Genomic DNA, 19,494 nt, shown 5'->3' on the forward strand with positions numbered 1-19,494 from the left:
AGCACTCACCCCCTCGCGAAAATCACTCAAAATCAAACGCTTAGAGCAATATTCGACGGCGGGGGCTGAAGTCGTTCGCCCTGACTCTCGGCTGAACTGAGGTCTTTTAGCACGGCATGGCGGGGGCGCCAGCGATTACGCCGCGTTACTTGGCGTCTTTTGCGGCAACGGATTGGCGGTCGCGCGCGGCGGCCAGTTCGGCTTCGATCTTGGCGCGCTGGTCCGGCGGGATGATCGCCTGATCACGATCCGGTGGCAGATCGTGCACCGGAAGGTAGGAGCCGGGCTCCCCTGGGGTGGGCCTGCGCGTCGGTGGGCGTATAGTCAGCCAGCTGACTCGAGCAGCCGGCCAAGGCAAGCGCCGCCATCAGCAGCGCGCCACAGAGCGGCAGCGACTTTTGCAGGTCCCTCAACGCCAACACTTGGGAAATCCCCTACTCATCCCAACGCACGGCTGCCGGAGCTTAACCCGACAACCTGCCCAAGCTCAAACCATTGCTGCCCACAAATGGTACGAGCGAGAATACTTCCAAGGCCCACTGCGGAAGAGGTGCACGCTGATTGTGACAAAACCAAGGGGCTTTGTCGCAGTGCAGCACATGTTGGAGCTTGTTTAACGCCAAACATGCGAGCTTCGCGGTGACGAATACGGAATGAATCGTTACTGTTCTGCTCATGAGTAGCGCCACGACCGACACACCCAGATCCGAAACGAAGTTCGATGCGGAAGCCTTCGCGATGAATGTCGCGCAGGCGATGGAGAGCGGCGGCAAGGCGCTCGCCGCGTATCTGAAGCCACGCGAGAGCGGCGAGGTGCAGGATCGCCCGCCGGCCGAACTGACGGAAGTGGTCAAGACCTTCACGTCGGTCGCCGAATACTGGCTGTCGGATACGTCCCGCGCGTCCGATCTGCAGACCAAGCTCGCCAAGGATTATCTCGACCTCTGGGGCTCGGCCGCGCGCCGCATGGCTGGCCAGGACGCTTCACCCGCGATTGCGCCCTCGCCGCGCGACAAGCGCTTTGCCGATCCGGAATGGAAGTCGAACCAGTTTTTCGATTTCGTGATGCAGCTCTATCTGCTCACAGCCAAATGGGCGCAAGAGCTGGTGCACGACGCCGAGCTCGATCCGCAGACCCGCCGCAAGGCGGAGTTCTACGTCCAGCAGGTCACCAATGCGATCTCGCCGTCAAACTTCGTGCTGACCAATCCGGAAGTGCTGCGCGAGACGGTGGCGAGCAGCGGCGGGAATCTGGCGCGCGGCCTGAAGATGCTGGCCGAGGACATCGCGGCCGGCAAGGGCATGCTGAAGATCCGCCAGTCCAATCCGGATAATCTCGTCGTCGGCGTCAACATGGCGACGACGCCGGGCAAGGTGATCTACCAGAACGAGATGATGCAGCTGATCCAGTATTCGCCGACCACGGAGAACGTGCTGCGCACGCCGCTCCTGATCGTGCCGCCCTGGATCAACAAGTTCTACATCCTCGATCTCAAGCCGGAGAAATCCTACATCAAGTGGTGCGTCGACCAGGGCATCACCGTGTTCGTGATCTCATGGGTCAATCCCGACAAGCGGCTCGGCAACAAGAGCTGGGAAGACTACATGAAGGAAGGCCCGCTCACGGCGATGGACGTGATCGAGAAGGTCACCGGCGAGTTGAAGGTGCACACCGCCGGCTATTGCGTCGGCGGCACCATGCTCGCGACCACGCTGGCCTGGCTGGCCGAGAAGCGCCGCCAGCGCGTGGCGTCGGCGACGTTCTTCGCGGCGCAGGTCGACTTCACCCATGCCGGCGATCTCCTGGTGTTCGTCGACGAGGATCAGATCGCGGCCCTCGAGCAGGACATGAAGGCGGCCGGCGTGCTCGAAGGCTCGAAGATGGCTATGGCCTTCAACATGCTGCGCTCCAACGATCTGATCTGGTCCTATGTCGTCAGCAACTATCTGAAGGGCCAGCAGCCGAGCGCGTTCGACCTCTTGCACTGGAACTCGGATGCGACGCGCATGACCGCGTCGAACCATTCCTATTACCTGCGCAATTGCTACCTGGAGAACCGGCTCTCCACCGGCACGATGGTGCTCGACAACACGCTGCTCGACCTCTCCAAGGTCAAGGTGCCGGTCTACAACCTCGCCACCCGCGAGGACCACATCGCGCCGGCGGAATCGGTGCTGTACGGCTCGCAGTTCTTCGGCGGCCCGGTGAAATACGTCCTGTCCGGCTCGGGCCACATCGCCGGCGTGGTCAACCCACCCGCCTCGAACAAGTACCAGTACTGGACCAACGACAACGTCAAGGACGTCAACGTCGCCGAGTGGATGAAGGGCGCAGTGGAGCACAAGGGCTCGTGGTGGCCGGACTGGCGCGAATGGCTGGGCGGGCTCGATCCCGAGGAAGTCCCGGCGCGCGTGGTCGGCAGCGAGGCCCTGCCCCCGATCGAGGACGCGCCCGGCAGCTATGTCAGGGTTCGCGCCTAGCGGGATTTCTTTGCGCATGGCGCAATCCTGCGTGCTTGTATAATCTCGCGTTCGACACAGCGACGACAGAGGGGACCGGGTTATGACGCGCGAATTGTTCTGGCTGACACTGACGGTGATCCTGACCGGAATCCTCTGGATTCCCTACACCATCAACCGTTGCCAGGTTCGAGGTCTCAGTGGCGCACTGGCCAATCCCTCGCGCACCGACAAGCCGCAGTCGGAGTGGGCGAACCGCCTGATGTTCGCCCATGACAACGCGGTCGAGAACCTCGTGCTCTTCGCGCCGCTGGTGCTGATCCTGAACGCGATCGACTATTCCTCGAAATGGACCGTGCTCGCCTGCGCAGTGTATTTCTGGTCGCGCGTCGCGCATCTGATCGTCTACGCGCTCGGCATCCCGGTGTTCCGCACGCTGGCCTTCACCGTCGGCTTCCTCGCCCAGGCCGTGCTGGCGCTGGCGATCTTCAAGGTGTTTTGAAATCGCAGCGACCAGGGTCGCTGGACGCTGCTGCGATCCAACGGTACCCTCGCACGGTAACAACCGAAGCGGGGGAAAACCCGATGCGGATTCTTGTTCCAGTCCTCGCGGCGCTCGCGCTCGCCGGATCGTGTCGCGAGGCCGGCGCGCAGGCGCCATGTCCTGAACTGCCACGCCTGCGCAGCGAGGCTGTCGAGGCCTCAAAACCGACGGCACGCGCCTTGATGTCGGACCGCTGCGACGCCTACATCCGGGCCTCGCGCGCCTGGAGCGCCGTGGTCGATTATGCGAACGACCATCGGGACGTCTGCGAAATCTCCGACCACTTGCTCGGCGACCTCGAGACATATCGCCGCGAAGCCGCGGCGGCCCGCAACAATGTTTGCGCCGGTCGCCCTGTTCGACCGTTTCCAGCCGACATTATTTCGCAGTGAGTGCAGTGAGTGACGGCGCGTTGCGCCAGGCCCCGGCCTGCAGCGCATCGCTCTGAAGAAGCGTTGCGCTGCGCCTGGGGCACGAGGCTGCCCTACTCCTCCGGCAGCCCCAGCATCAGCCGCATGTTCTGCACGGCCGCACCCGAGGCGCCCTTGCCGAGATTGTCGTGTCGACGGCGCTTTCGCCCAGTCTGCATAGGCCAGGCGTTGCCCCGGTAGAATTGCAGCGTCTCTTCGTCCACCGTATCACCTCACATCACGGGAACAGCGCGATCTGCTCCAGCCCTGCCGTCTCGGGCAGCCCGAACATCAGGTTCATGTTCTGGATCGCCTGCCCGGCCGAGCCCTTCACCAGATTATCGAGCGTGGAAATGACGATCGCACGGTTCTTGATGCGATCAGCCATGACACCGATCTGCACATGGTTGGAACCACGGACATTCTGCGTTTGCGGCAGCACGCCCTTCCTGGCGACATGCACGAAGGGTTCGTTGGCATAGGCCTTCTCGAGCGCCGCCCGCAAATCGTCCGGCGTTGCGCCGTTGAGTTTTACATAGGACGTGCAGAGTTCGCCGCGCGCCATCGGGATCAGATGCGGCGTAAAATTCACCGTCACCGCAGAACCGGCGGCAACGCCGATCTCCTGCTCGATCTCGGGCGCGTGCCGGTGGGTGCCGACCGAATAGGGCGAGAGCCCCTCGCCCGCCTCGCTGAACAACGTGTTCTGCTTCAGCCCGCGCCCGGCGCCGGTGAGACCGGATTTTGCGTCGATGACGATGTCGTCAACGTCGGTCAGCTTGGCTTTCGCAAGCGGCACCAATGCAAGCAGCACCGCCGTAGGATAGCAGCCCGGACAGGCGACGAGCCGTGCGGACGTGATCTGCTCGCGGTAGAACTCGGTCAGGCCATAGACCGCCTCGCCCTGCAATTCGAGCGCCCGGTGCTCATGGCCGTACCATTGCGCATAAGTGTCCTTGTCGCGCAGCCGGAAATCGGCGGACATGTCGAGGACCTTGATCTTGGCATTGGCCTTCAGGACCGCGGCGATGATCTCCTGCGTCGTGCCATGCGGCAACCCGCAGAAAACAGCGTCGAGCGTGCTCCAGTCGACCTTCTCCCATTCCACGAGTTTCGGCAGGTCCAGCATGAAGAAATGCGGAAACACGTCGCTCATGGCCTTGCCGGCATGGGTATTGGCAGTGAGCGCGGTGATCTCCGCATTCGGATGCCGCGCCAACAGGCGCACCGCGTCGGCTCCGGTGTAACCGGAGGCACCGAGAATGCCGATCTTCTTCGTGCTCATCACACGTTCCTTTCAGGCGAAATCGTTTGCTTGTCTTGTACGGCGCCGCAGCGGCGACGAAAGCCCGGCCGCGGCGCGTGCACCAGGTCTGCGACCGCGCGCGTGTCGCCGTCCACGGTGAACTCCCCCGCGTAAACGCTGGATCAGTTACTCCTCCGGCAATCCCAGCATGAGCCGCATGTTCTGCACGGCTGCGCCCGAGGCACCCTTGCCGAGATTGTCGAGCCGCGCGACCAGCACCGCTTGATGATACTTGTCGCTGGCGAAGACGTAGAGCTCGAGCATGTTGGTCTCGTTGAGCGCTTCCGGCTCGATCCGACCGCCCTTGGTCGCCTCGTTCTGGAGCGGCATCACCGAGACATGTTTCGAGCCGGCGTAACGCTTGGCCAGCGCGGCCTGAAGATCCGCGCCGCTGGGCTTGCCCGGCAGCGCGTCGAGCTGGAGCGGCACCGAGACCAGCATGCCCTGCCGGTAATTGCCGACCGAGGGAATGAAGATCGGCCGCCGCGTCAGGTTCGAGTAGAGCTGGAGCTCAGGCAGATGCTTGTGCTCGAAGCCGAGGCCGTAGAGCTCGAAGGACGGCGCGCTGCCGTCTTCGAAGCTCGCGATCATCGACTTGCCGCCGCCGGAATAGCCGCTCACCGCGTTGACGGTGACGGGATAATCGGGCGGCAACAGACCGGCATCGACGATCGGCCGCAGCAGCGCGATCGCGCCGGTCGGATAGCAGCCGGGATTGGAGACCTTCTTCGCGGCCCTGATCTTGCCGGCCTGGTCCGGCGTCAGCTCCGGAAAGCCGTAGGTCCAGTCGGGCGCGACCCGGTAGGCGGTGGAAGCGTCCAGCACCTTCGGCGCTGACGCGCCCATGCTGTCGACCAGCGCCACGGTTTCCTTCGCGGCATCGTCAGGCAGGCAGAGGATCACGAGATCGACCTCCTCCATCAGCGCCTTCTTGGCCGCGGGATCCTTGCGCTTGTCGTCGGCGATCGTCTTCACGGTGACGTCGCTCTGGAGCTTCAGCCGCTCGTTGATGCCGAGCCCGGTGGTGCCGGAGCCGCCGTCGACGAACACGGTGTTCTTGGCCGCGCCGGTGGTCGGGGCCTTGGTGGTTTCGGTGAGGCTCATGGCGCGCTCCTTTCGAGCATGTTGGTTTCGTTCGCGAAGGCCTCCGGCCTCACGTCCTGCATCAATTGTGCAATCTCTCTGGCGTCGGCTGCGGGTTGCGCACCGAGCGCGTTGGCGATCGCGGTATAGTCGGCGTCCGATTTGTGCTGGTTGAGCTTGAAGCTGCCTTCGACCTCTTCAACCGTCATGACCAGGCCCACGATTCCCTTCTTCAACGCTTCCAGCCGGCCTGCCGTCATCTTCGCCGATGTCCACGGCGTTTTCGGCAACAGCCAGCTCTCGAACTTGTCGCTCAGCGTGTCGATCTGCACCGCCAGCTGATCGTCCGACAAGATGCGCACCGGCCCGCTCAGATGCACCGACTGGTAGAGCCAGGTCGGCACCTGATCCGGCGAGACGTACCAGTCGGGCGATACATAGGCATCGGGGCCGTTGACCGCGAGCAGCCAGGAGGTCGCGCCATCCGCAAGCTTTAGCAGCGGATTGTGACGGGCGACATGAAAGGCGGCCTGCGGCGTGCCGTCAGCGGCGTAAGTCAGGTAGAAAGGCAGCGGCGAGGCGACCGGCTTGTGGCCGTCGAAGGCGCACATCGTGCCGAAGCCGCGCTCCTCGGCGAATTTCAGGCTCGCGGCGCGGTCCTGCTTGAAAAAGGGTGGCGTGTACATCGTGGTCTCCTGCTGGCCTCCTCGGGGGGCCGCCGGATCAGATCGCGCTGACAGGAGAGAGAATGCCGCGGATCGGATCCAGCGGCAAAGACGATGATCTCAAACGCGATCGACCGCCCAAACCGCTAAAGAGCGGCGGCGGCGACGGGCGAACAGGATGGTCGCGGCGTTGATCATGGCGCGCGGCTATAAGGCCGGCGGGTTCCAGGGTCAAGTCCAAATCGATAGGGGCGTGACGGCTGCCGCACCACGTGACGGCAGGATGCCGCACCTCGCGACGGCAGGATGCCGCACGGTGACGGCACGATGCCGCACGGATGTCATCGGGTCGCAGAGGAATTTCCCTTAAGTATGGGGGTTCCCGAGAAAGGACCGGCGCGCCACAACCCCGCCGGTTCGCGCCTTTCGTTCGCAACCCAGCCCCAGGACATCGCCATGACCGAGATCACTCGTCGCGCAACGCTAGCCGGCGCCGCCGCCTCGGCGCTCCTGCCCTTCGTGAAGACCTCGCCCGCGAGCGCCGCCGCGCCCCCGGCCGCGACCCAGAATGCGAGCTTCTACCGCTACAATGTCGGCACCCACCAGATCACCGTGGTCTGCGACGGCGTCGCGACCGTCAACCTGACGGACAATTATGCCGCCGGCGCCAACAAGGACGACATCAACAAGATCTTCGCCGAGAACCATCTGCCGACCGACAAGGTCACCCACACCTTCAATCCGGTCGTCGTCAACACCGGGCCGAAGCTCGTCGTGATCGATACCGGTCTCGGGCCCGACCAGTTCACGCAGACCAAGGGCAAGGTCGGCCAGTTCCACAACAACCTCGCGGCGGCCAGCATCGACCGCGCGGCAGTCGACACCGTCATCATCTCGCACTTCCACGGCGACCACATCAACGGCCTGCTCGCGGCCGAGAACAAGCCGGCCTTCCCCAACGCCGAGATCATGGTTCCGGCCGTGGAATGGAAGTTCTGGATGGATGACGGCGAGATGAGCAAGGGGACCGGCAATCCGATCCTTGAGAGCAACTTCAAGAATATCCGCCGCGTGTTCGATGCGCTCGGCCGCAAGGTCACGCAATACGAGTCCGGCAAGGAAGTCGCGCCCGGCATCACCTCGGTGGCGAGCCCGGGCCACACGCCGGGACACAACTCCTTCATCGTCGCGTCTGGCGCGGAAAAGGTACTTGTGCAGGTCGACATCACCGCAGGCGCAGCGTTCCTGTTCGTGAAGCACCCCGAATGGAACATCGCCTCCGACGTCGACAAGCCGCTGGCGCAAGAGACGCGGCGGAAACTCTACGACATGGCGATTGCCGAGAAGATGCCGATCCAGGCCTTCCATGCCGCCTTCCCCGGTCTCGTCCGCGTCGAGAAGGAGAAGGATGGTTCCGGCTATCGCTGGATTCCGTCGATCTGGAACGCCTCGCTATAGGCTCTGCCGTGAGCGCTGACCGGGCGGCCGAGCAGCCCGGTCAGATCACGCTCCAGATCCATTCCAGGATCTTCGCGATCACGTCGCCGAACAGCAGCAGCACCGCGGACCAGACCAGCGCCGAGACGAAATTGGCGACCTGAAAACTCCAATAGGGCATCTCGAAAATGCCGGCTGCGAGTGGCACCGAGGCGCGCAAGGGGCCGAAGAAGCGGCCGATGAAGATGCTGGGCACGCCCCAGCTCCGCACGAAGGCTTCGCCCCTGGGCAGCAGTTCCGGATAGCGCGAGAGCGGCCACATCTGTGCGACCTGCTCCTTGTAGCGATAGCCGAACCAGTAGGAGACCCAGTCGCCGAGCGCGGCACCGATGCCGCCGGCGATCCAGACCGGATAGAAGCTGATGCCGCTTGCCCCGATCAGCGCGCCGATCGCAACCAGCGCCCCCCAGGCCGGGATCAGCAGCGAGATGAAGGCCAGCGACTCCCCGAAGGCGAGCAGGAACACGATCGGGGCCGCCCAAGCCTGGTGAGCGCGCACGAAATCGGCCAGTGCGTGCGCGTACTGCTCCATTCCAGATTGCCTTCCCGCCCCGTCACGGTCCTGTCAGATAAAAGGACTGGTAAGCCAAGGACTTGTGTGACATCAAGTCACAAAGCCGGGCCTGAGCCGGGACCAAGCGTCAAATTGCCGGGAATTGGTGGGCCTGCGGCGTAAAATCGCCGGGATTGGCTCCCACCCACACCCGCCCAGCGGACCTGCGGTGACCTCTGCAGGCCAGCCGTGGCATAGTCGGCTGAACCGATTCGCCGCCATCGCGGCCATCAAAGTGCATCAAAATATATGTCCAAGCAGTTGAAGCCAAAAACAAAAGACGATTTTTTCGGCGGCGATGAGCCGAAGTCGCGCGCGCCCGCCAAGGCGGCTTCGCGCGGGACCGGCGGCGAAGCCGACTACACCGCGGCCGATATCGAGGTGCTCGAAGGCCTGGAACCGGTGCGCCGCCGGCCCGGCATGTATATCGGCGGCACCGACGAGAAGGCGCTGCATCACCTCTTCGCCGAAGTCATCGACAACTCGATGGACGAGGCGCTGGCCGGGCACGCGACCTTCATCGGAGTCGAGCTCAGCGCAGATGGGTTCCTCACCGTCACCGACAACGGCCGCGGCATCCCGATCGATCCGCATCCGAAGTTTCCGAAGAAGTCGGCGCTCGAAGTCATCATGTGCACGCTGCATTCGGGCGGCAAGTTCGACTCCAAGGTCTACGAGACTTCCGGCGGTCTGCACGGTGTCGGCATCTCCGTGGTGAACGCCCTCTCCTCGCTGCTCGAGGTCGAGGTCGCACGCAGCCAGAAACTCTACCGCATGACGTTCGAGCGCGGGCACCCGAAGGGCAAGCTCGAGGATCTCGGCAAGGTCAACAACCGCCGCGGCACGCGCGTGCGCTTCAAGCCCGACACCGACATCTTCGGCGCCAAGGCCGCGTTCAAGCCGCAGCGCCTGTTCAAGATGACGCGCTCGAAGGCCTATCTGTTCGGCGGCGTCGAGATCCGCTGGAATTGCGCACCCGAGCTCTTGAAGGGCGTCGAGGATGTGCCGGCGGAAGCGACCTTCCACTTCCCCGGCGGCCTCAAGGATTACCTCGCCGCTGCGATCCACGCCGACACCCTGGTGCATCCCGACATCTTCTCCGGCAAATCGGGCCGCAACGGCGCGCATGGCGCCTGCGAATGGGCTGTCGCCTGGACCGCGGATGCCGACGGCTTCCTGTCTTCCTACACCAACACCGTGCCGACGCCCGATGGCGGCACGCACGAATCCGGCCTGCGCAGCGCGCTGCTGCGCGGCCTGAAGGATCACGCCGAGCGCGTCGGTCAGGGCAAGCGCGCGTCATCCATTACGTCGGAAGACGTCATGGTGGGCGCGGCCGTGATGCTGTCGGTGTTCGTGCGCGAGCCTGAATTCCAGGGCCAGACCAAGGATCGTCTCGCCACCGCCGAAGCGCAGCGCATCGTCGAACAGGCGATGAAGGATCCGTTCGACCACTGGCTGTCGGGCAATCCGAACATGGCCAACCGGCTGCTCGACTTCGTGATCGACCGCGCCGAGGAGCGGCTGCGCCGTCGCCAGGAAAAGGAAACGGCACGCAAGACCGCCGGCAAGAAGCTGCGCTTGCCCGGCAAGCTCGCCGACTGCACCGATGCCGGCACCGAGGGCTCCGAGCTCTTCATCGTCGAGGGTGACTCGGCAGGCGGCAGCGCGAAGCAGGCCCGTGATCGCAAGACGCAAGCGGTGTTGCCGCTGCGCGGCAAGATCCTCAACGTCGCCTCGGCCGGCAAGGACAAGCTGACGGCGAACGCGCAGCTCTCCGACCTCGTGCAGGCGATCGGCTGCGGCCAGCTTTTGCAATATCGCGAAGAGGATCTGCGCTATCAGCGCATCATCATCATGACCGACGCCGACGTCGACGGCGCCCACATCGCCTCGCTCCTGATCACCTTCTTCTACCGGCAGATGCCGCGGCTGATCGACGAGGGCCACCTCTTCCTCGCGGTGCCGCCGCTCTACAAGCTGACCCATGGCACCAAGTCGATCTACGCCCGCGACGACGCGCACAAGGAGGCGCTGATCAAGAGCGAGTTCAACGCCAACGCCAAGGTCGAGGTGAACCGCTTCAAAGGCCTCGGCGAGATGATGCCGGCGCAGCTCAAGGAAACCACGATGGATCCGCGCAAGCGGACGCTGCTCAAGGTGGTGCTGCTCGCCGACGACCGCGACACCACGGCGGATTCGGTGGAGCGGCTGATGGGCACCAAGGCCGAGGCGCGCTTCGCGTTCATCTCGGACAAGGCGGAGTTCGCGAGCGAGGAGCTGCTGGACGTCTGAGGCAGCCTTCTGAGGTCACGCAAAAAGCCCCGGCCACGGCCGGGGCTTTTTTGTTTGCGACCCTTCGCGGGGCGGCCGACCAGGCCGCGTCCGTTGCCCGACTCATCTTGAGGCGGAACGACTCGGCCAACGACTCACCGGTGCCAAGGCTGAAGCAGGATTGCTACCATTTCGGACAGAGCCGGATTTGCTAACGAGAAGTTACCTGAATTCGATCTTCGGAAAATGACGCAACACATTGGGATATTAGAGTTATTTTGGATTTCGGCGATCCCGCCCGGAATCCCCGCCGAGCGGCGTTTCCCGGCGACTGTGCCTGTCCGGCAACAGCATTTCGGCGGAAAGCGGCTATAGTCCGGGCATCAAATCAATCGGACTTCAGTGCGCTCGCGCCTGCCGGACAGACCAAGGTTGGGGATTTTAACATGAAGAAGATTTTGCTCGCTCTGACCGCGGTCGCGGCGATGACCGGTTCGGCCTCGGCAGCCGATCTGGCCTCCCGTCCCTACGTGAAGGCCCCGATGCCGGCGCCGGTCGCCAACTGGACCGGCTTTTACATCTTCGGCGGTGGCGGCGGTGGCCTCTCGAACGCTGACCAGAGCGTTGTGGACACGGTGTCCGGCACACCGTTGACGATCACGCAGCGCCAGGGTGGTTCGGGCTGGTTCGGTACGGTCGGCGCCGGCTACGACTGGCAGTTCAGCGGCACCTGGGTCGCCGGCGTGTTCGCTGACGGCCAGTTCGGCAGCATCCGCGCCACCATCCAGGATCCGTTCAACGGTATCACGGGCAACCAGAAGCTGGAAACCTCTTGGGCCGCTGGTGTGCGCCTCGGCTGGCTGGCCGCTCCGAACGTTCTCACCTACGTCAACGGCGGTTATTCGGGCGCCCACTTCGGCCAGACCAACTTCACTGACCTCGCTGGCGTCCCGGTCGGTGCCCACCTCAACAGCTACAACCGCAACGGCTGGTTCATCGGCGGCGGTGTCGAAAACAGCCTGAACTTCTTCGGCATCTCCTCGCCCGGCTGGTTCATGAAGACCGAGTACCGTTCGGCCTTCTACAGTGCCAAGACCCAGGACGAGCTGTTCGATGTCAGCAACGTTCCGGTCGGCAACAGCATCCGCGCCAACAGCTGGAACCAGACGATCTCCACTTCGCTGGTTTACCGCTTCAACTGGACCGGTCCGGTCGTCGCGAAGTACTGATCTGAACGCAAGTTCAGACGTCGAAGCCCCGGCATCGTCCGGGGCTTTTTCGTTGTGAGGTGCATCCCCGCTGATTCTGAATCCGGGCACGCGACTCCGATACAAGGCGCGGCGGCAGAATCCGCCCGTGTCGTCGCAAACGCTGCGCAGATTTTCCTTTGTTGCGGGCCAACAACAGCCTTCTGCCTGGAACTCCTCTATCCCTTGGAACAGATCGAATGGAATCGCGCTGCGGTCGCGGCGAGACGATCGGGCTGAGGGATTTGAAATGAAGAAACTGGTGATTGCATTTGCAGCCGCGGCTGCATGCTCTGGATCCGCCACGGCAGCCGATCTCGGCGCCAAGCCCCTCAAGTCCGTCGCCCCGGCGCCGGTCGCAAACTGGACCGGTTTCTACGTCTTCGGCGGCGCCGGCGGCGGGCTGTGGAATGCGGACAGCAACGTGGTGACATCGCCCGGAGGGGTTGCTGTTACGCGCGATCAGCGGCTCGGCGGCTCCGGCTGGTTTGGGACGGTCGGCCTCGGCTACGATTGGCAGTTCACGCCGAACTGGGTCGCCGGCGTTTTTGCCGACGGGCAGTTCGGCGATATCCGCGGCTCCATCGCTGACCCGTCCCTGTTTGCGGAGGGCACCGAAAAGCTGCGCACGAGCTACGCGGCAGGTGTGAGGCTTGGTTACCTGGTTGCGCCGAACGTGCTGTCCTACGTCAATGCCGGCTATTCCGGCTCGGAATGGTCGGGCAGCACCTTCACGCCGCTGCCTCCCGGTGGATTCGGATTTGGTATGCCCTCGGTCACCACCGCGTCCTTTCACCGCGACGGGTGGTTCGTCGGCGGCGGCGTCGAGAACAGCCTGGACATCTTCGGCATCTCGGCACCGGGCTGGTTCATGAAGACCGAATACCGTTCGGCCTATTATGATCGCGTCACGCTGCCCGAGACCTTCACGCCCGCCTTCGGCGGCGGCCTCACGGGCAATGCCACGACCTTCAAGCCGTGGGTGCAAACCGTCAGCACCTCGCTAGTCTATCGGTTCAACGACAACGGCGCGGCCGCTGTAGCGCCGGCGCGCCTCTACACCAAGGCGCCAGACATCGCGGCAGGCCCAGGCTGGACCGGCTTCAACGTCTTCGGCGGCGGTGGCGGTGGCCTCTGGAACGCAGATAGCGGCGTCCAGACCCCGCCCTTCGGCACGACCGTGCGTGACCAGCGCTTTGGCGGCAATGGCTGGTTCGGGACCGTCGGTCTCGGTTACGACTGGCAGTTCAACTCAAAGTGGGTCGCGGGTGCATTCGCCGACGCGCAGTTCGGCGACCTCAGCGGCTCGATCAGCGATCCGAACTTCATCGGCCGGATCACTGAAGGCCGGGAAAAGCTGCGGACCAGCTACGCCGCGGGCGTGCGCCTCGGCTATCTCGTTGCGCCGAACGTGCTGTCCTATGTCAACGCCGGCTATTCGGGATCGGATTGGTCGGGCGCGAGCCACTCCAGCCTGGAGAATGCGATCGGTCTGGTGAACGTGGCGACGACGCCGTCCTTCCATCGCAATGGCTGGTTCGTTGGCGGCGGCGTCGAGAACAGCCTCAACATCCTCGGTGTCTCCGCGCCGGGCTGGTTCATGAAGACCGAATACCGCTCGACCTTCTACGACCGTGTCACGTTGCCGGTCGACCTCGGCCCGGCATTCGGTGGCGGCCCGCTCGGCGATTTCATCACGTTCAAGCCGTGGGTGCAGACCATCAGCACCTCGCTGGTCTATCGCTTCAACGCAACCAACGCCGTGGTCGCCAAATACTGACATCGCGGTCTCGAGCCGCGCTATCTCGGCCGGATCGAACGCCCGCAGGTCCGCACGGCGAGGCCAGGCGACGTAGCCGGCCAGCAGGGCCGACACGATGACGACCGCGACGAATAGCCTCTTCAAGCGCATGGCAGCACCATCCCACAGGGATGGCCATTGTATCCGCACCAGAGCTACGGCTAGTCTGTGTCGAAGTTTTCGCGACGGCATCCGAATGATGCGGACATCGTTCATGCCGCAGCGCGACAGAAGCAGAGCCGAGGGAGGAGCGCATGCGCAGATTTCTGCTGATCGCAGGCCTGTTTGCCCTCGCCGTCGGGCTGCTCTGGATCGGACAGGGAACGGGCACCGTCGCCTGGCCGCAGTCGAGCTTCATGGTCAACCAGTTGCAATGGGCCGGCTATGGCGCAGCCATGGCCGGCTTCGGACTGGTCCTGATCTGGCAGAGCAACCAATAGAAGAAACCAGGGAATACAAATATGACATCCAACCGGTTCGATCTCCGCGGCAAAGTCGCGATCGTCACAGGGGGTAATGGCGGCATCGGTCTTGGCCTCGCCCACGGACTCGCCGATGCCGGCGCCGATATCGCCGTCGTCGGACGCAACGAACCCAAGTCGGCCGCTGCCGTCGCCGATCTCAGACAGCGCGGCGTGAAGGCGATTGCCGTCACCACCGACGTCACCGACAAGGCGGCGGTCGCGGCCATGATCGACCGCGTCGTCAAGGAGCTCGGCCGGATCGACATCCTCATCAACAATGCCGGCATGAGCATCCGCAAGCCGCCGCACGAGCTCGAGCTCGACGAGTGGAACAAGGTGATCGACACCAACCTCACCAGCGCCTTTGTGTGCTCGAAGCTGGCCTATCCGGCGCTGAAGGCGTCGGGCAATGGCAAGGTGATCAATATCGGCTCGATGATGTCGATCTTCGGCGCGAGCTTCGCCACCGCCTATGCGGCGAGCAAGGGCGGCATCGTGCAGTACACGCGCGCGTGCGCCAATGCGTGGGCGCCCGACAACATCCAGGTCAACGCCATCCTGCCGGGCTGGATCGACACCGACCTCACCCGTGGCGCGCGGCAGCAGGTGTCTGGCTTGCATGAGCGCGTGCTGGCGCGCACGCCCGCGGGACGCTGGGGCGATATCGACGACTTCGCCGGCATCGCCGTGTTCCTTGCCTCGCCCGCCTCGAACTTCGTCACGGGCACCGCGATCCCCGTGGACGGTGGATTCTCCGTGATGGCCTGAAGCCGTCTTGTACCCAAAAAACTTGCACACAAAAAGAAGCCCCGGCGATGCCGGGGCTTTTGAATTTGGCAGTGATCGTCTTCTTTTGCTGATTGGTCGTTCGTGCTCAGTAGCGCGCGATGACCGGTGCGTCGAACTTGTAGCTCGCGCGCACGACGGCCCACTGGATGTCGCGCGGCTTGGCATCGAAGGTGTAGTTACCCGAGGTGCCGCCGAGCTGATAGGTCTGGCTGCCGAAGGCAGCGTAGTTGTATTCGAGGCCGACGATCCAGTTGCGGGTGATGCCGTATTCCCAGCCGGCGCCGACGGTCCAGCCATTGGCCCAGTGGGTCTGACCGCCCGAGCCCGTGAAGGGCGCCACGGTGTCGTTGACGTTGAGACGGTTGTTCACGCCGGCATAGCCGCCCTTGATGTAGAACAAATTGTTCTGCACGGCGAAGCCGGCGCGGCCGACGACGGTCGCGAGCACGTTGGCGCGCCATGTGAAGATGTCGTCAGCGGCGCCGAAGGCGGTGTTGACGACCGTGCCCTTGTTGTCGAGGCCGGAGATCGTGCCTTCCATGCCGAACACGTAGTTGTTGGCCTGCCAGTTATAGCCGATCTGGGCGCCGCCCATGATGCCGGCGCCACGTTGGCGATAGCCCTGGCCCGGAACGAGATCGCCGAACGGCGCGCCGGTCCCGTTGTTGATGAACTGCTCGTTGGTCCATGCGCCACCGATGTGGCCGCCGACATAGAAACCGGTCCAGTTGAACAGCGGCTCCGCGTAGGCGGGCGCCTTCATGTAGCGCGCACCGAGATCGGCGGCTGAAGCAGCGCCGGTCGAAACCAGAGCGGTCGTGCAGGCGAAGGCGGCAATCAATTTGTTACGCATGGTACACCCCGTGTCCTTTGATGGGGGCACGGTCACACGCAGGTCTTACTCAAATTTGAATCAAGAAAGTTAAGACGCCGGATTGGCAAGCGGCGCGACGTGAATCCGTTTGTGCTGTTGCACGCACGCAACGCGCGGCGCGCGATTTAACGCCGCGTTATCCCTACCGACCTCCTGCACTACGATGCCGGTGCAGCGTACGACTGCACGTGCTCGGGCCGCACGCCGAGCGCAATCAGGCGTGCCGGAATACCCTGGAGCCATGGCAGCGCAGTGATCAGGCGCACGACCAGTGGCACCTTCAGCGGCCGATCACCGCCCTGCAGGGCGCCGCTGATGATGTTGTTCTGCACGATCACCTGCATGCGCTGCGTCATCCTCACCGGGAATTCGCGGCGTCGGCGCACGGCATCAAGTTCATTCTCTGTTGGGCAGCCCTGCCGAAGCTTGTCGGCCAGCAAATTGGCGGTCGCGACCGCGTCCTGCACGGCGAGATTGACGCCGACGCCGCCGACCGGCGACATCGCATGCGCGGCATCGCCGATGAGAAGCAGGCCCGGCCGCGTCCAGCGCGCCAGGCGGTTGATCGCGACGGTGAGCAGCTTGACGTCGTCAAAGCTCTTCACATCGGCAATGCCGGATCGAAGGATCGGCGCCATGCGCACGACGTCGTCGAGCAGCGCCTGCAATCCCCTCGCCTTCACCGCCTCGTATTGTCCTTTCGCGATGACATAGGCGCACTGCCAATAGTCACCGCGGTCGAACGTGACCATCATCTTTCCGGGCTCGACGCGCGCGAACAGGTTTTCGGTCTCGTCCGCCTTGCGGCCGACGCGGAACCACAGCACGTCCATCGGCGCGCCGATCTCCTCGACGCGGAGCCCCGCACGCTCGCGCACTGTCGAATGCCGGCCATCGCAGGCAATGGTGAGATCGGCTTCGATGTCGATCGGCCCATCCGGTGTCATCGCGCGCACGCCGGCAACGGTCTCGCCGCGACGGATCAGATCGACGGCTTCCGTATTCATCATCACCTTGAGCGAGGCGAATCGCTGGCCGGCCTCGCGCAGGAAATTCAGGAAGTCCCATTGCGGCATGAAGGCAATGAACGGGTACTTGGTGCGGAGCCGGCGGAGATCGGCAATCCGCACGGGCGTGCCCCCAAACAGGCCGTCCATCATCTGCAGGCGCTGGTGCGGCAGCTTCAGGAACCCATCGATCAGGCCGAGCTCATCCATCACCTGGAGCGTCGAGGGATGCACGGTGTCGCCGCGAAAGTCGCGGAAGAAATCCGCATGCTTCTCCAGCACCACAACGTCGATGCCGGCGCGTCCCAGCAGATAGCCGAGCATCATGCCGGCCGGCCCGCCGCCAACGATGCAACACCGGGCTCTCACGGAGTGACGCACGGTGTGCTCTAGCATATCAGATTCCGTCATCAACTGCTCGCTTACAACTTTAGTACCCTGTGCGGTGCAACAAGCCGGAATTCGTTTGCCGCAATGCCGAATGGCCAGTAGCGTTGCTGATAATTTCGATTGATTTCAGGATGATCCCGCGGTGCGCACCATACTGATAGTGCTTGGCATCTGGCTGCTGATCAACGTGCTTTTCGTCGTGATCATGCTGCCGCCGCGCAAGCCGCGGAAGCCGGGTTCTCAGGACGCGGGCACGCTCGCGCCGGCACGGGTCGACCAGAACGGCTATCCGTTCGAGGAACAGGAGAAGGTCCTGCTTCGCCATGTCGTCATCTCGATCGCCATGGGGACGTTCTTCTCGCTTGCGCCGCCCTTGATGGAAGCGATCGACTCCATCAAGCGCTACATCGGAAAGCGTCGCGGTTAGTTCCCAGCGCCAACTGCGCTCGCCGCCCGACAGTGGAACCGCAGACCGCTCAGTTGTTGCTGCGGTTCGCGGCCCGAAAACTCTTGATTTCCGACACGCTGCCATCGCGGTAGGTCAGTTCCACCGAGACGAACTGCGTGGCCGGGGCAAGCTTCATATAGAGCGGCATGCCGGCGCTGATCGCGCTTGGATCGCGCATGTCGCAGCCCGGCATCTTCAACACCTGGTTCGGAACGGCGGTGTCGATGCCGATGCGCACCTCGCGGATGGCGCAGCGGTAGGACACGAGGTGCGTGTAGTAGACGAGCAGCCCGTTGAACTCGCGGAACGACAGCCAGCTCGTCGCGGTCATGTCGAGGATCTTGCGCTGGTCGCGGATCAGCGCGGCCTCGGGATCGAACCGGATCGGGAATGGCCCCTGCATGTCGCCGGACTGGTCGACATAGCGGACCTCGATGGTGCCGGCCGGCGCATCCGGCGGCAATTCGATCGACGGGTTCGGCATCCGCTTGCGCGTGCGCGGATCGAGCGTGTCGATGAAGCCGGTCTCGCGGAAATCGCCATTGCCGGCCATGCGCCAGGAAATGCCGAGCGTCGGGTCCGCGAAGGAGAACACCACGCTCCAGCCGCCATTGTGCCGCGAGAAGCTGGCGATCGGCGCGTTGGTGGTTTCTTCCTTCGGCACGCGCGGTACCGACACCGGCGGAAGAGTCGCGAGCTTCTGGGGCGGCGGATCGGCCGGGTCCGCAGCGGCGGTGGCGTCCTTGGCAACGCCGCTGAGGAAGACGTCGTCGACCATCTGGTCGAAATAGACCGGCACCTGCCTGTGCTTGACGGTGTCCGCCATCTCGCTGACGAGACGGCGGGTGCGCTGCGCCACCTGCACCAGGTTCTCGCCGGGCTGGAGAAGCTCCCTGGCGAAGGTGCGCGTGAACACCGAATTGGGATTGGCGTCGTCGTCGGAGAGACGATCGAGTGCGGTCTGCCGGGGACCTGCGGAGAACACCGAGAACACGCCTTCGGGCAGCTGCACCATCGGCGCGAGGCCGCCGCCGCCTGCGACCGCGCGGGTGCCTTTGCGCTCGAACGGGTTGTTGCGGCAGGCGTCGAACACCAGGATCGACGTACGCGCCTTCTTGTTCTGAAGGCGCTCGACGATGCGGTCGGCCAGGATGGAAGCGTCGCGCACCAGCTCTTCCTGCCCTTCGGTCGCCGCCGGTACGTCGGTCGGCAACAGGTAGTTCTGGCCCGCGATCTCGAAGCCGTGGCCGGCGTAGAAGAAGAATGCGGTGTCGCCGGGCTCGATCGCCCTGTCGAACGCGAGCAGCGTCTCGGAGAATTGCTGCCGGCTCTGGTTCTCGGCGACCATCACCGAGAAGCCGAGCTGCTTCAGCGTATCGCCCATGGTGCGGGCGTCGTTGACCGCCTTGAGGAGCTTGGGGACGTTCCTGTAGTCGTTGTTGCCGACGACGAGCGCAACGCGCTTCTCGGCGTGTGCGGGCAGCGCGAAGCCGCTCAGGCTCACCGCAAGGCCAAGGGCCGCCAGAATTCTGAAAAGCCGACGCGTCATCGTAAAGATCCCGTTGCAGAACGGCGCTCCGCCGGCCCCTCGAACAGCGATTCATGGGACCCCTGCGCCGTTGACGATAGTCGGTCCAGCCATGTCCACGGTTCAACGCCGAGAGCCCTCGGGTTCCGTCATC

The 19,494-nt window shown here is 63.9% G+C and carries 19 protein-coding genes; 10 read left to right on the top strand and 9 right to left on the bottom strand.

Features of this window, described 5'->3' with window-relative positions; translation table 11 throughout:
* Positions 1 to 145: 145 nt before the first annotated feature.
* The gene (locus BJ6T_RS49710) at positions 146 to 268 is read right to left on the bottom strand and encodes a hypothetical protein (protein ID WP_283808191.1); all 123 of its coding nucleotides are present in this window, start codon (positions 266 to 268) and stop codon (positions 146 to 148) included.
* Between the two features lie 407 nt (positions 269 to 675).
* Between BJ6T_RS49710 and BJ6T_RS26175 the strand changes: the two genes are divergently transcribed.
* From BJ6T_RS26175 to BJ6T_RS26185, 3 genes are all read left to right on the top strand, one after another.
* Entirely contained in the window at positions 676 to 2,481 is a 1,806-nt protein-coding gene (locus BJ6T_RS26175) for a PHA/PHB synthase family protein (RefSeq protein ID WP_028161276.1), read from the top strand.
* Positions 2,482 to 2,563: 82 nt separating this feature from the next.
* Positions 2,564 to 2,962, top strand: coding sequence for an MAPEG family protein (locus BJ6T_RS26180; RefSeq protein ID WP_014495526.1), 399 nt, complete (start codon positions 2,564 to 2,566; stop codon positions 2,960 to 2,962).
* Positions 2,963 to 3,045: 83 nt separating this feature from the next.
* Entirely contained in the window at positions 3,046 to 3,396 is a 351-nt protein-coding gene (locus BJ6T_RS26185; RefSeq protein ID WP_014495527.1) for a hypothetical protein, read from the top strand.
* A gap of 92 nt (positions 3,397 to 3,488) precedes the next feature.
* Here the strand turns inward: BJ6T_RS26185 and BJ6T_RS47455 are convergent, their stop codons facing one another.
* The 4 genes from BJ6T_RS47455 to BJ6T_RS26200 form a co-directional block, all read right to left on the bottom strand.
* Entirely contained in the window at positions 3,489 to 3,638 is a 150-nt protein-coding gene (locus BJ6T_RS47455) for a hypothetical protein (RefSeq protein ID WP_014495528.1), read from the bottom strand.
* Positions 3,639 to 3,652: 14 nt separating this feature from the next.
* On the bottom strand, positions 3,653 to 4,699 hold the full coding sequence (argC, locus tag BJ6T_RS26190) for an N-acetyl-gamma-glutamyl-phosphate reductase (protein ID WP_014495529.1): 1,047 nt from the start codon (positions 4,697 to 4,699) through the stop codon (positions 3,653 to 3,655).
* Between the two features lie 147 nt (positions 4,700 to 4,846).
* The gene (gene argC, locus BJ6T_RS26195; RefSeq protein ID WP_014495530.1) at positions 4,847 to 5,824 is read right to left on the bottom strand and encodes an N-acetyl-gamma-glutamyl-phosphate reductase; all 978 of its coding nucleotides are present in this window, start codon (positions 5,822 to 5,824) and stop codon (positions 4,847 to 4,849) included.
* A complete protein-coding gene (locus BJ6T_RS26200) occupies positions 5,821 to 6,489 on the bottom strand; it encodes an FMN-binding negative transcriptional regulator (protein ID WP_014495531.1) in 669 nt (222 codons plus the stop codon). The genes argC (BJ6T_RS26195) and BJ6T_RS26200 overlap by 4 nt, the downstream gene beginning before the upstream one ends.
* A 435-nt stretch (positions 6,490 to 6,924) precedes the next feature.
* On the opposite strand from BJ6T_RS26200, the gene BJ6T_RS26210 reads away from it, so the two are divergent.
* Entirely contained in the window at positions 6,925 to 7,926 is a 1,002-nt protein-coding gene (locus tag BJ6T_RS26210) for an MBL fold metallo-hydrolase (protein ID WP_028169544.1), read from the top strand.
* 40 nt (positions 7,927 to 7,966) lie between these two features.
* On the opposite strand, the gene BJ6T_RS26215 is transcribed toward BJ6T_RS26210, so the two are convergent.
* Positions 7,967 to 8,497 (bottom strand): DedA family protein, encoded by a 531-nt coding sequence (locus BJ6T_RS26215; RefSeq protein WP_014495533.1) that lies wholly within the window; start codon positions 8,495 to 8,497, stop codon positions 7,967 to 7,969.
* A 270-nt stretch (positions 8,498 to 8,767) separates the two neighbouring features.
* Here BJ6T_RS26215 and parE point away from each other — a divergent pair, with 270 nt between their 5' ends.
* From parE to BJ6T_RS26240, 5 genes are all read left to right on the top strand, one after another.
* On the top strand, positions 8,768 to 10,813 hold the full coding sequence (parE, locus tag BJ6T_RS26220; protein ID WP_014495534.1) for a DNA topoisomerase IV subunit B: 2,046 nt from the start codon (positions 8,768 to 8,770) through the stop codon (positions 10,811 to 10,813).
* A gap of 425 nt (positions 10,814 to 11,238) precedes the next feature.
* Positions 11,239 to 12,021 (top strand): outer membrane protein, encoded by a 783-nt coding sequence (locus BJ6T_RS26225; RefSeq protein ID WP_014495535.1) that lies wholly within the window; start codon positions 11,239 to 11,241, stop codon positions 12,019 to 12,021.
* A 268-nt stretch (positions 12,022 to 12,289) separates the two neighbouring features.
* Complete coding sequence (locus tag BJ6T_RS26230; RefSeq protein WP_014495536.1) at positions 12,290 to 13,819, top strand: outer membrane protein; 1,530 nt, start codon at positions 12,290 to 12,292, stop codon at positions 13,817 to 13,819.
* A gap of 275 nt (positions 13,820 to 14,094) precedes the next feature.
* Positions 14,095 to 14,280, top strand: a complete 186-nt coding sequence (locus tag BJ6T_RS26235; protein ID WP_014495537.1) for a hypothetical protein — start codon at positions 14,095 to 14,097, stop codon at positions 14,278 to 14,280.
* Between the two features lie 21 nt (positions 14,281 to 14,301).
* Positions 14,302 to 15,072 carry an SDR family NAD(P)-dependent oxidoreductase gene (locus BJ6T_RS26240; RefSeq protein ID WP_014495538.1) on the top strand — a complete coding sequence of 257 codons (771 nt, stop codon included), beginning with the start codon at positions 14,302 to 14,304 and terminating at the stop codon, positions 15,070 to 15,072.
* A gap of 106 nt (positions 15,073 to 15,178) precedes the next feature.
* Here the strand turns inward: BJ6T_RS26240 and BJ6T_RS26245 are convergent, their stop codons facing one another.
* Both BJ6T_RS26245 and BJ6T_RS26250 read right to left on the bottom strand, forming a co-directional pair.
* Positions 15,179 to 15,946 carry an outer membrane protein gene (locus BJ6T_RS26245; protein ID WP_014495539.1) on the bottom strand — a complete coding sequence of 256 codons (768 nt, stop codon included), beginning with the start codon at positions 15,944 to 15,946 and terminating at the stop codon, positions 15,179 to 15,181.
* Between the two features lie 179 nt (positions 15,947 to 16,125).
* A complete protein-coding gene (locus BJ6T_RS26250; RefSeq protein ID WP_080593896.1) occupies positions 16,126 to 17,385 on the bottom strand; it encodes an FAD-dependent oxidoreductase in 1,260 nt (419 codons plus the stop codon).
* A gap of 121 nt (positions 17,386 to 17,506) precedes the next feature.
* Between BJ6T_RS26250 and BJ6T_RS26255 the strand changes: the two genes are divergently transcribed.
* On the top strand, positions 17,507 to 17,791 hold the full coding sequence (locus tag BJ6T_RS26255) for a hypothetical protein (protein WP_014495541.1): 285 nt from the start codon (positions 17,507 to 17,509) through the stop codon (positions 17,789 to 17,791).
* A gap of 49 nt (positions 17,792 to 17,840) precedes the next feature.
* Here the strand turns inward: BJ6T_RS26255 and BJ6T_RS26260 are convergent, their stop codons facing one another.
* The gene (locus BJ6T_RS26260; RefSeq protein ID WP_014495542.1) at positions 17,841 to 19,361 is read right to left on the bottom strand and encodes a caspase family protein; all 1,521 of its coding nucleotides are present in this window, start codon (positions 19,359 to 19,361) and stop codon (positions 17,841 to 17,843) included.
* Positions 19,362 to 19,494 lie beyond the last annotated feature (133 nt).

Source organism: Bradyrhizobium japonicum USDA 6, assembly GCF_000284375.1.
Taxonomy (GTDB): domain Bacteria; phylum Pseudomonadota; class Alphaproteobacteria; order Rhizobiales; family Xanthobacteraceae; genus Bradyrhizobium; species Bradyrhizobium japonicum.

Excerpts from the sequence above, each read along its gene's own strand:
- BJ6T_RS26175 (WP_028161276.1), top strand. The coding sequence starts at position 676 with ATGAGTAGCGCCACGACCGACACACCCAGATCCGAAACGAAGTTCGAT.
- BJ6T_RS26180 (WP_014495526.1), top strand. The coding sequence starts at position 2,564 with ATGACGCGCGAATTGTTCTGGCTGACACTGACGGTGATCCTGACCGGA.
- BJ6T_RS26185 (WP_014495527.1), top strand. The coding sequence starts at position 3,046 with ATGCGGATTCTTGTTCCAGTCCTCGCGGCGCTCGCGCTCGCCGGATCG.
- argC (WP_014495529.1), bottom strand. The coding sequence starts at position 4,699 with ATGAGCACGAAGAAGATCGGCATTCTCGGTGCCTCCGGTTACACCGGA.
- argC (WP_014495530.1), bottom strand. The coding sequence starts at position 5,824 with ATGAGCCTCACCGAAACCACCAAGGCCCCGACCACCGGCGCGGCCAAG.
- BJ6T_RS26200 (WP_014495531.1), bottom strand. The coding sequence starts at position 6,489 with ATGTACACGCCACCCTTTTTCAAGCAGGACCGCGCCGCGAGCCTGAAA.
- BJ6T_RS26210 (WP_028169544.1), top strand. The coding sequence starts at position 6,925 with ATGACCGAGATCACTCGTCGCGCAACGCTAGCCGGCGCCGCCGCCTCG.
- BJ6T_RS26215 (WP_014495533.1), bottom strand. The coding sequence starts at position 8,497 with ATGGAGCAGTACGCGCACGCACTGGCCGATTTCGTGCGCGCTCACCAG.
- parE (WP_014495534.1), top strand. The coding sequence starts at position 8,768 with ATGTCCAAGCAGTTGAAGCCAAAAACAAAAGACGATTTTTTCGGCGGC.
- BJ6T_RS26225 (WP_014495535.1), top strand. The coding sequence starts at position 11,239 with ATGAAGAAGATTTTGCTCGCTCTGACCGCGGTCGCGGCGATGACCGGT.
- BJ6T_RS26230 (WP_014495536.1), top strand. The coding sequence starts at position 12,290 with ATGAAGAAACTGGTGATTGCATTTGCAGCCGCGGCTGCATGCTCTGGA.
- BJ6T_RS26235 (WP_014495537.1), top strand. The coding sequence starts at position 14,095 with ATGCGCAGATTTCTGCTGATCGCAGGCCTGTTTGCCCTCGCCGTCGGG.
- BJ6T_RS26240 (WP_014495538.1), top strand. The coding sequence starts at position 14,302 with ATGACATCCAACCGGTTCGATCTCCGCGGCAAAGTCGCGATCGTCACA.
- BJ6T_RS26245 (WP_014495539.1), bottom strand. The coding sequence starts at position 15,946 with ATGCGTAACAAATTGATTGCCGCCTTCGCCTGCACGACCGCTCTGGTT.
- BJ6T_RS26250 (WP_080593896.1), bottom strand. The coding sequence starts at position 17,385 with ATGACGGAATCTGATATGCTAGAGCACACCGTGCGTCACTCCGTGAGA.
- BJ6T_RS26260 (WP_014495542.1), bottom strand. The coding sequence starts at position 19,361 with ATGACGCGTCGGCTTTTCAGAATTCTGGCGGCCCTTGGCCTTGCGGTG.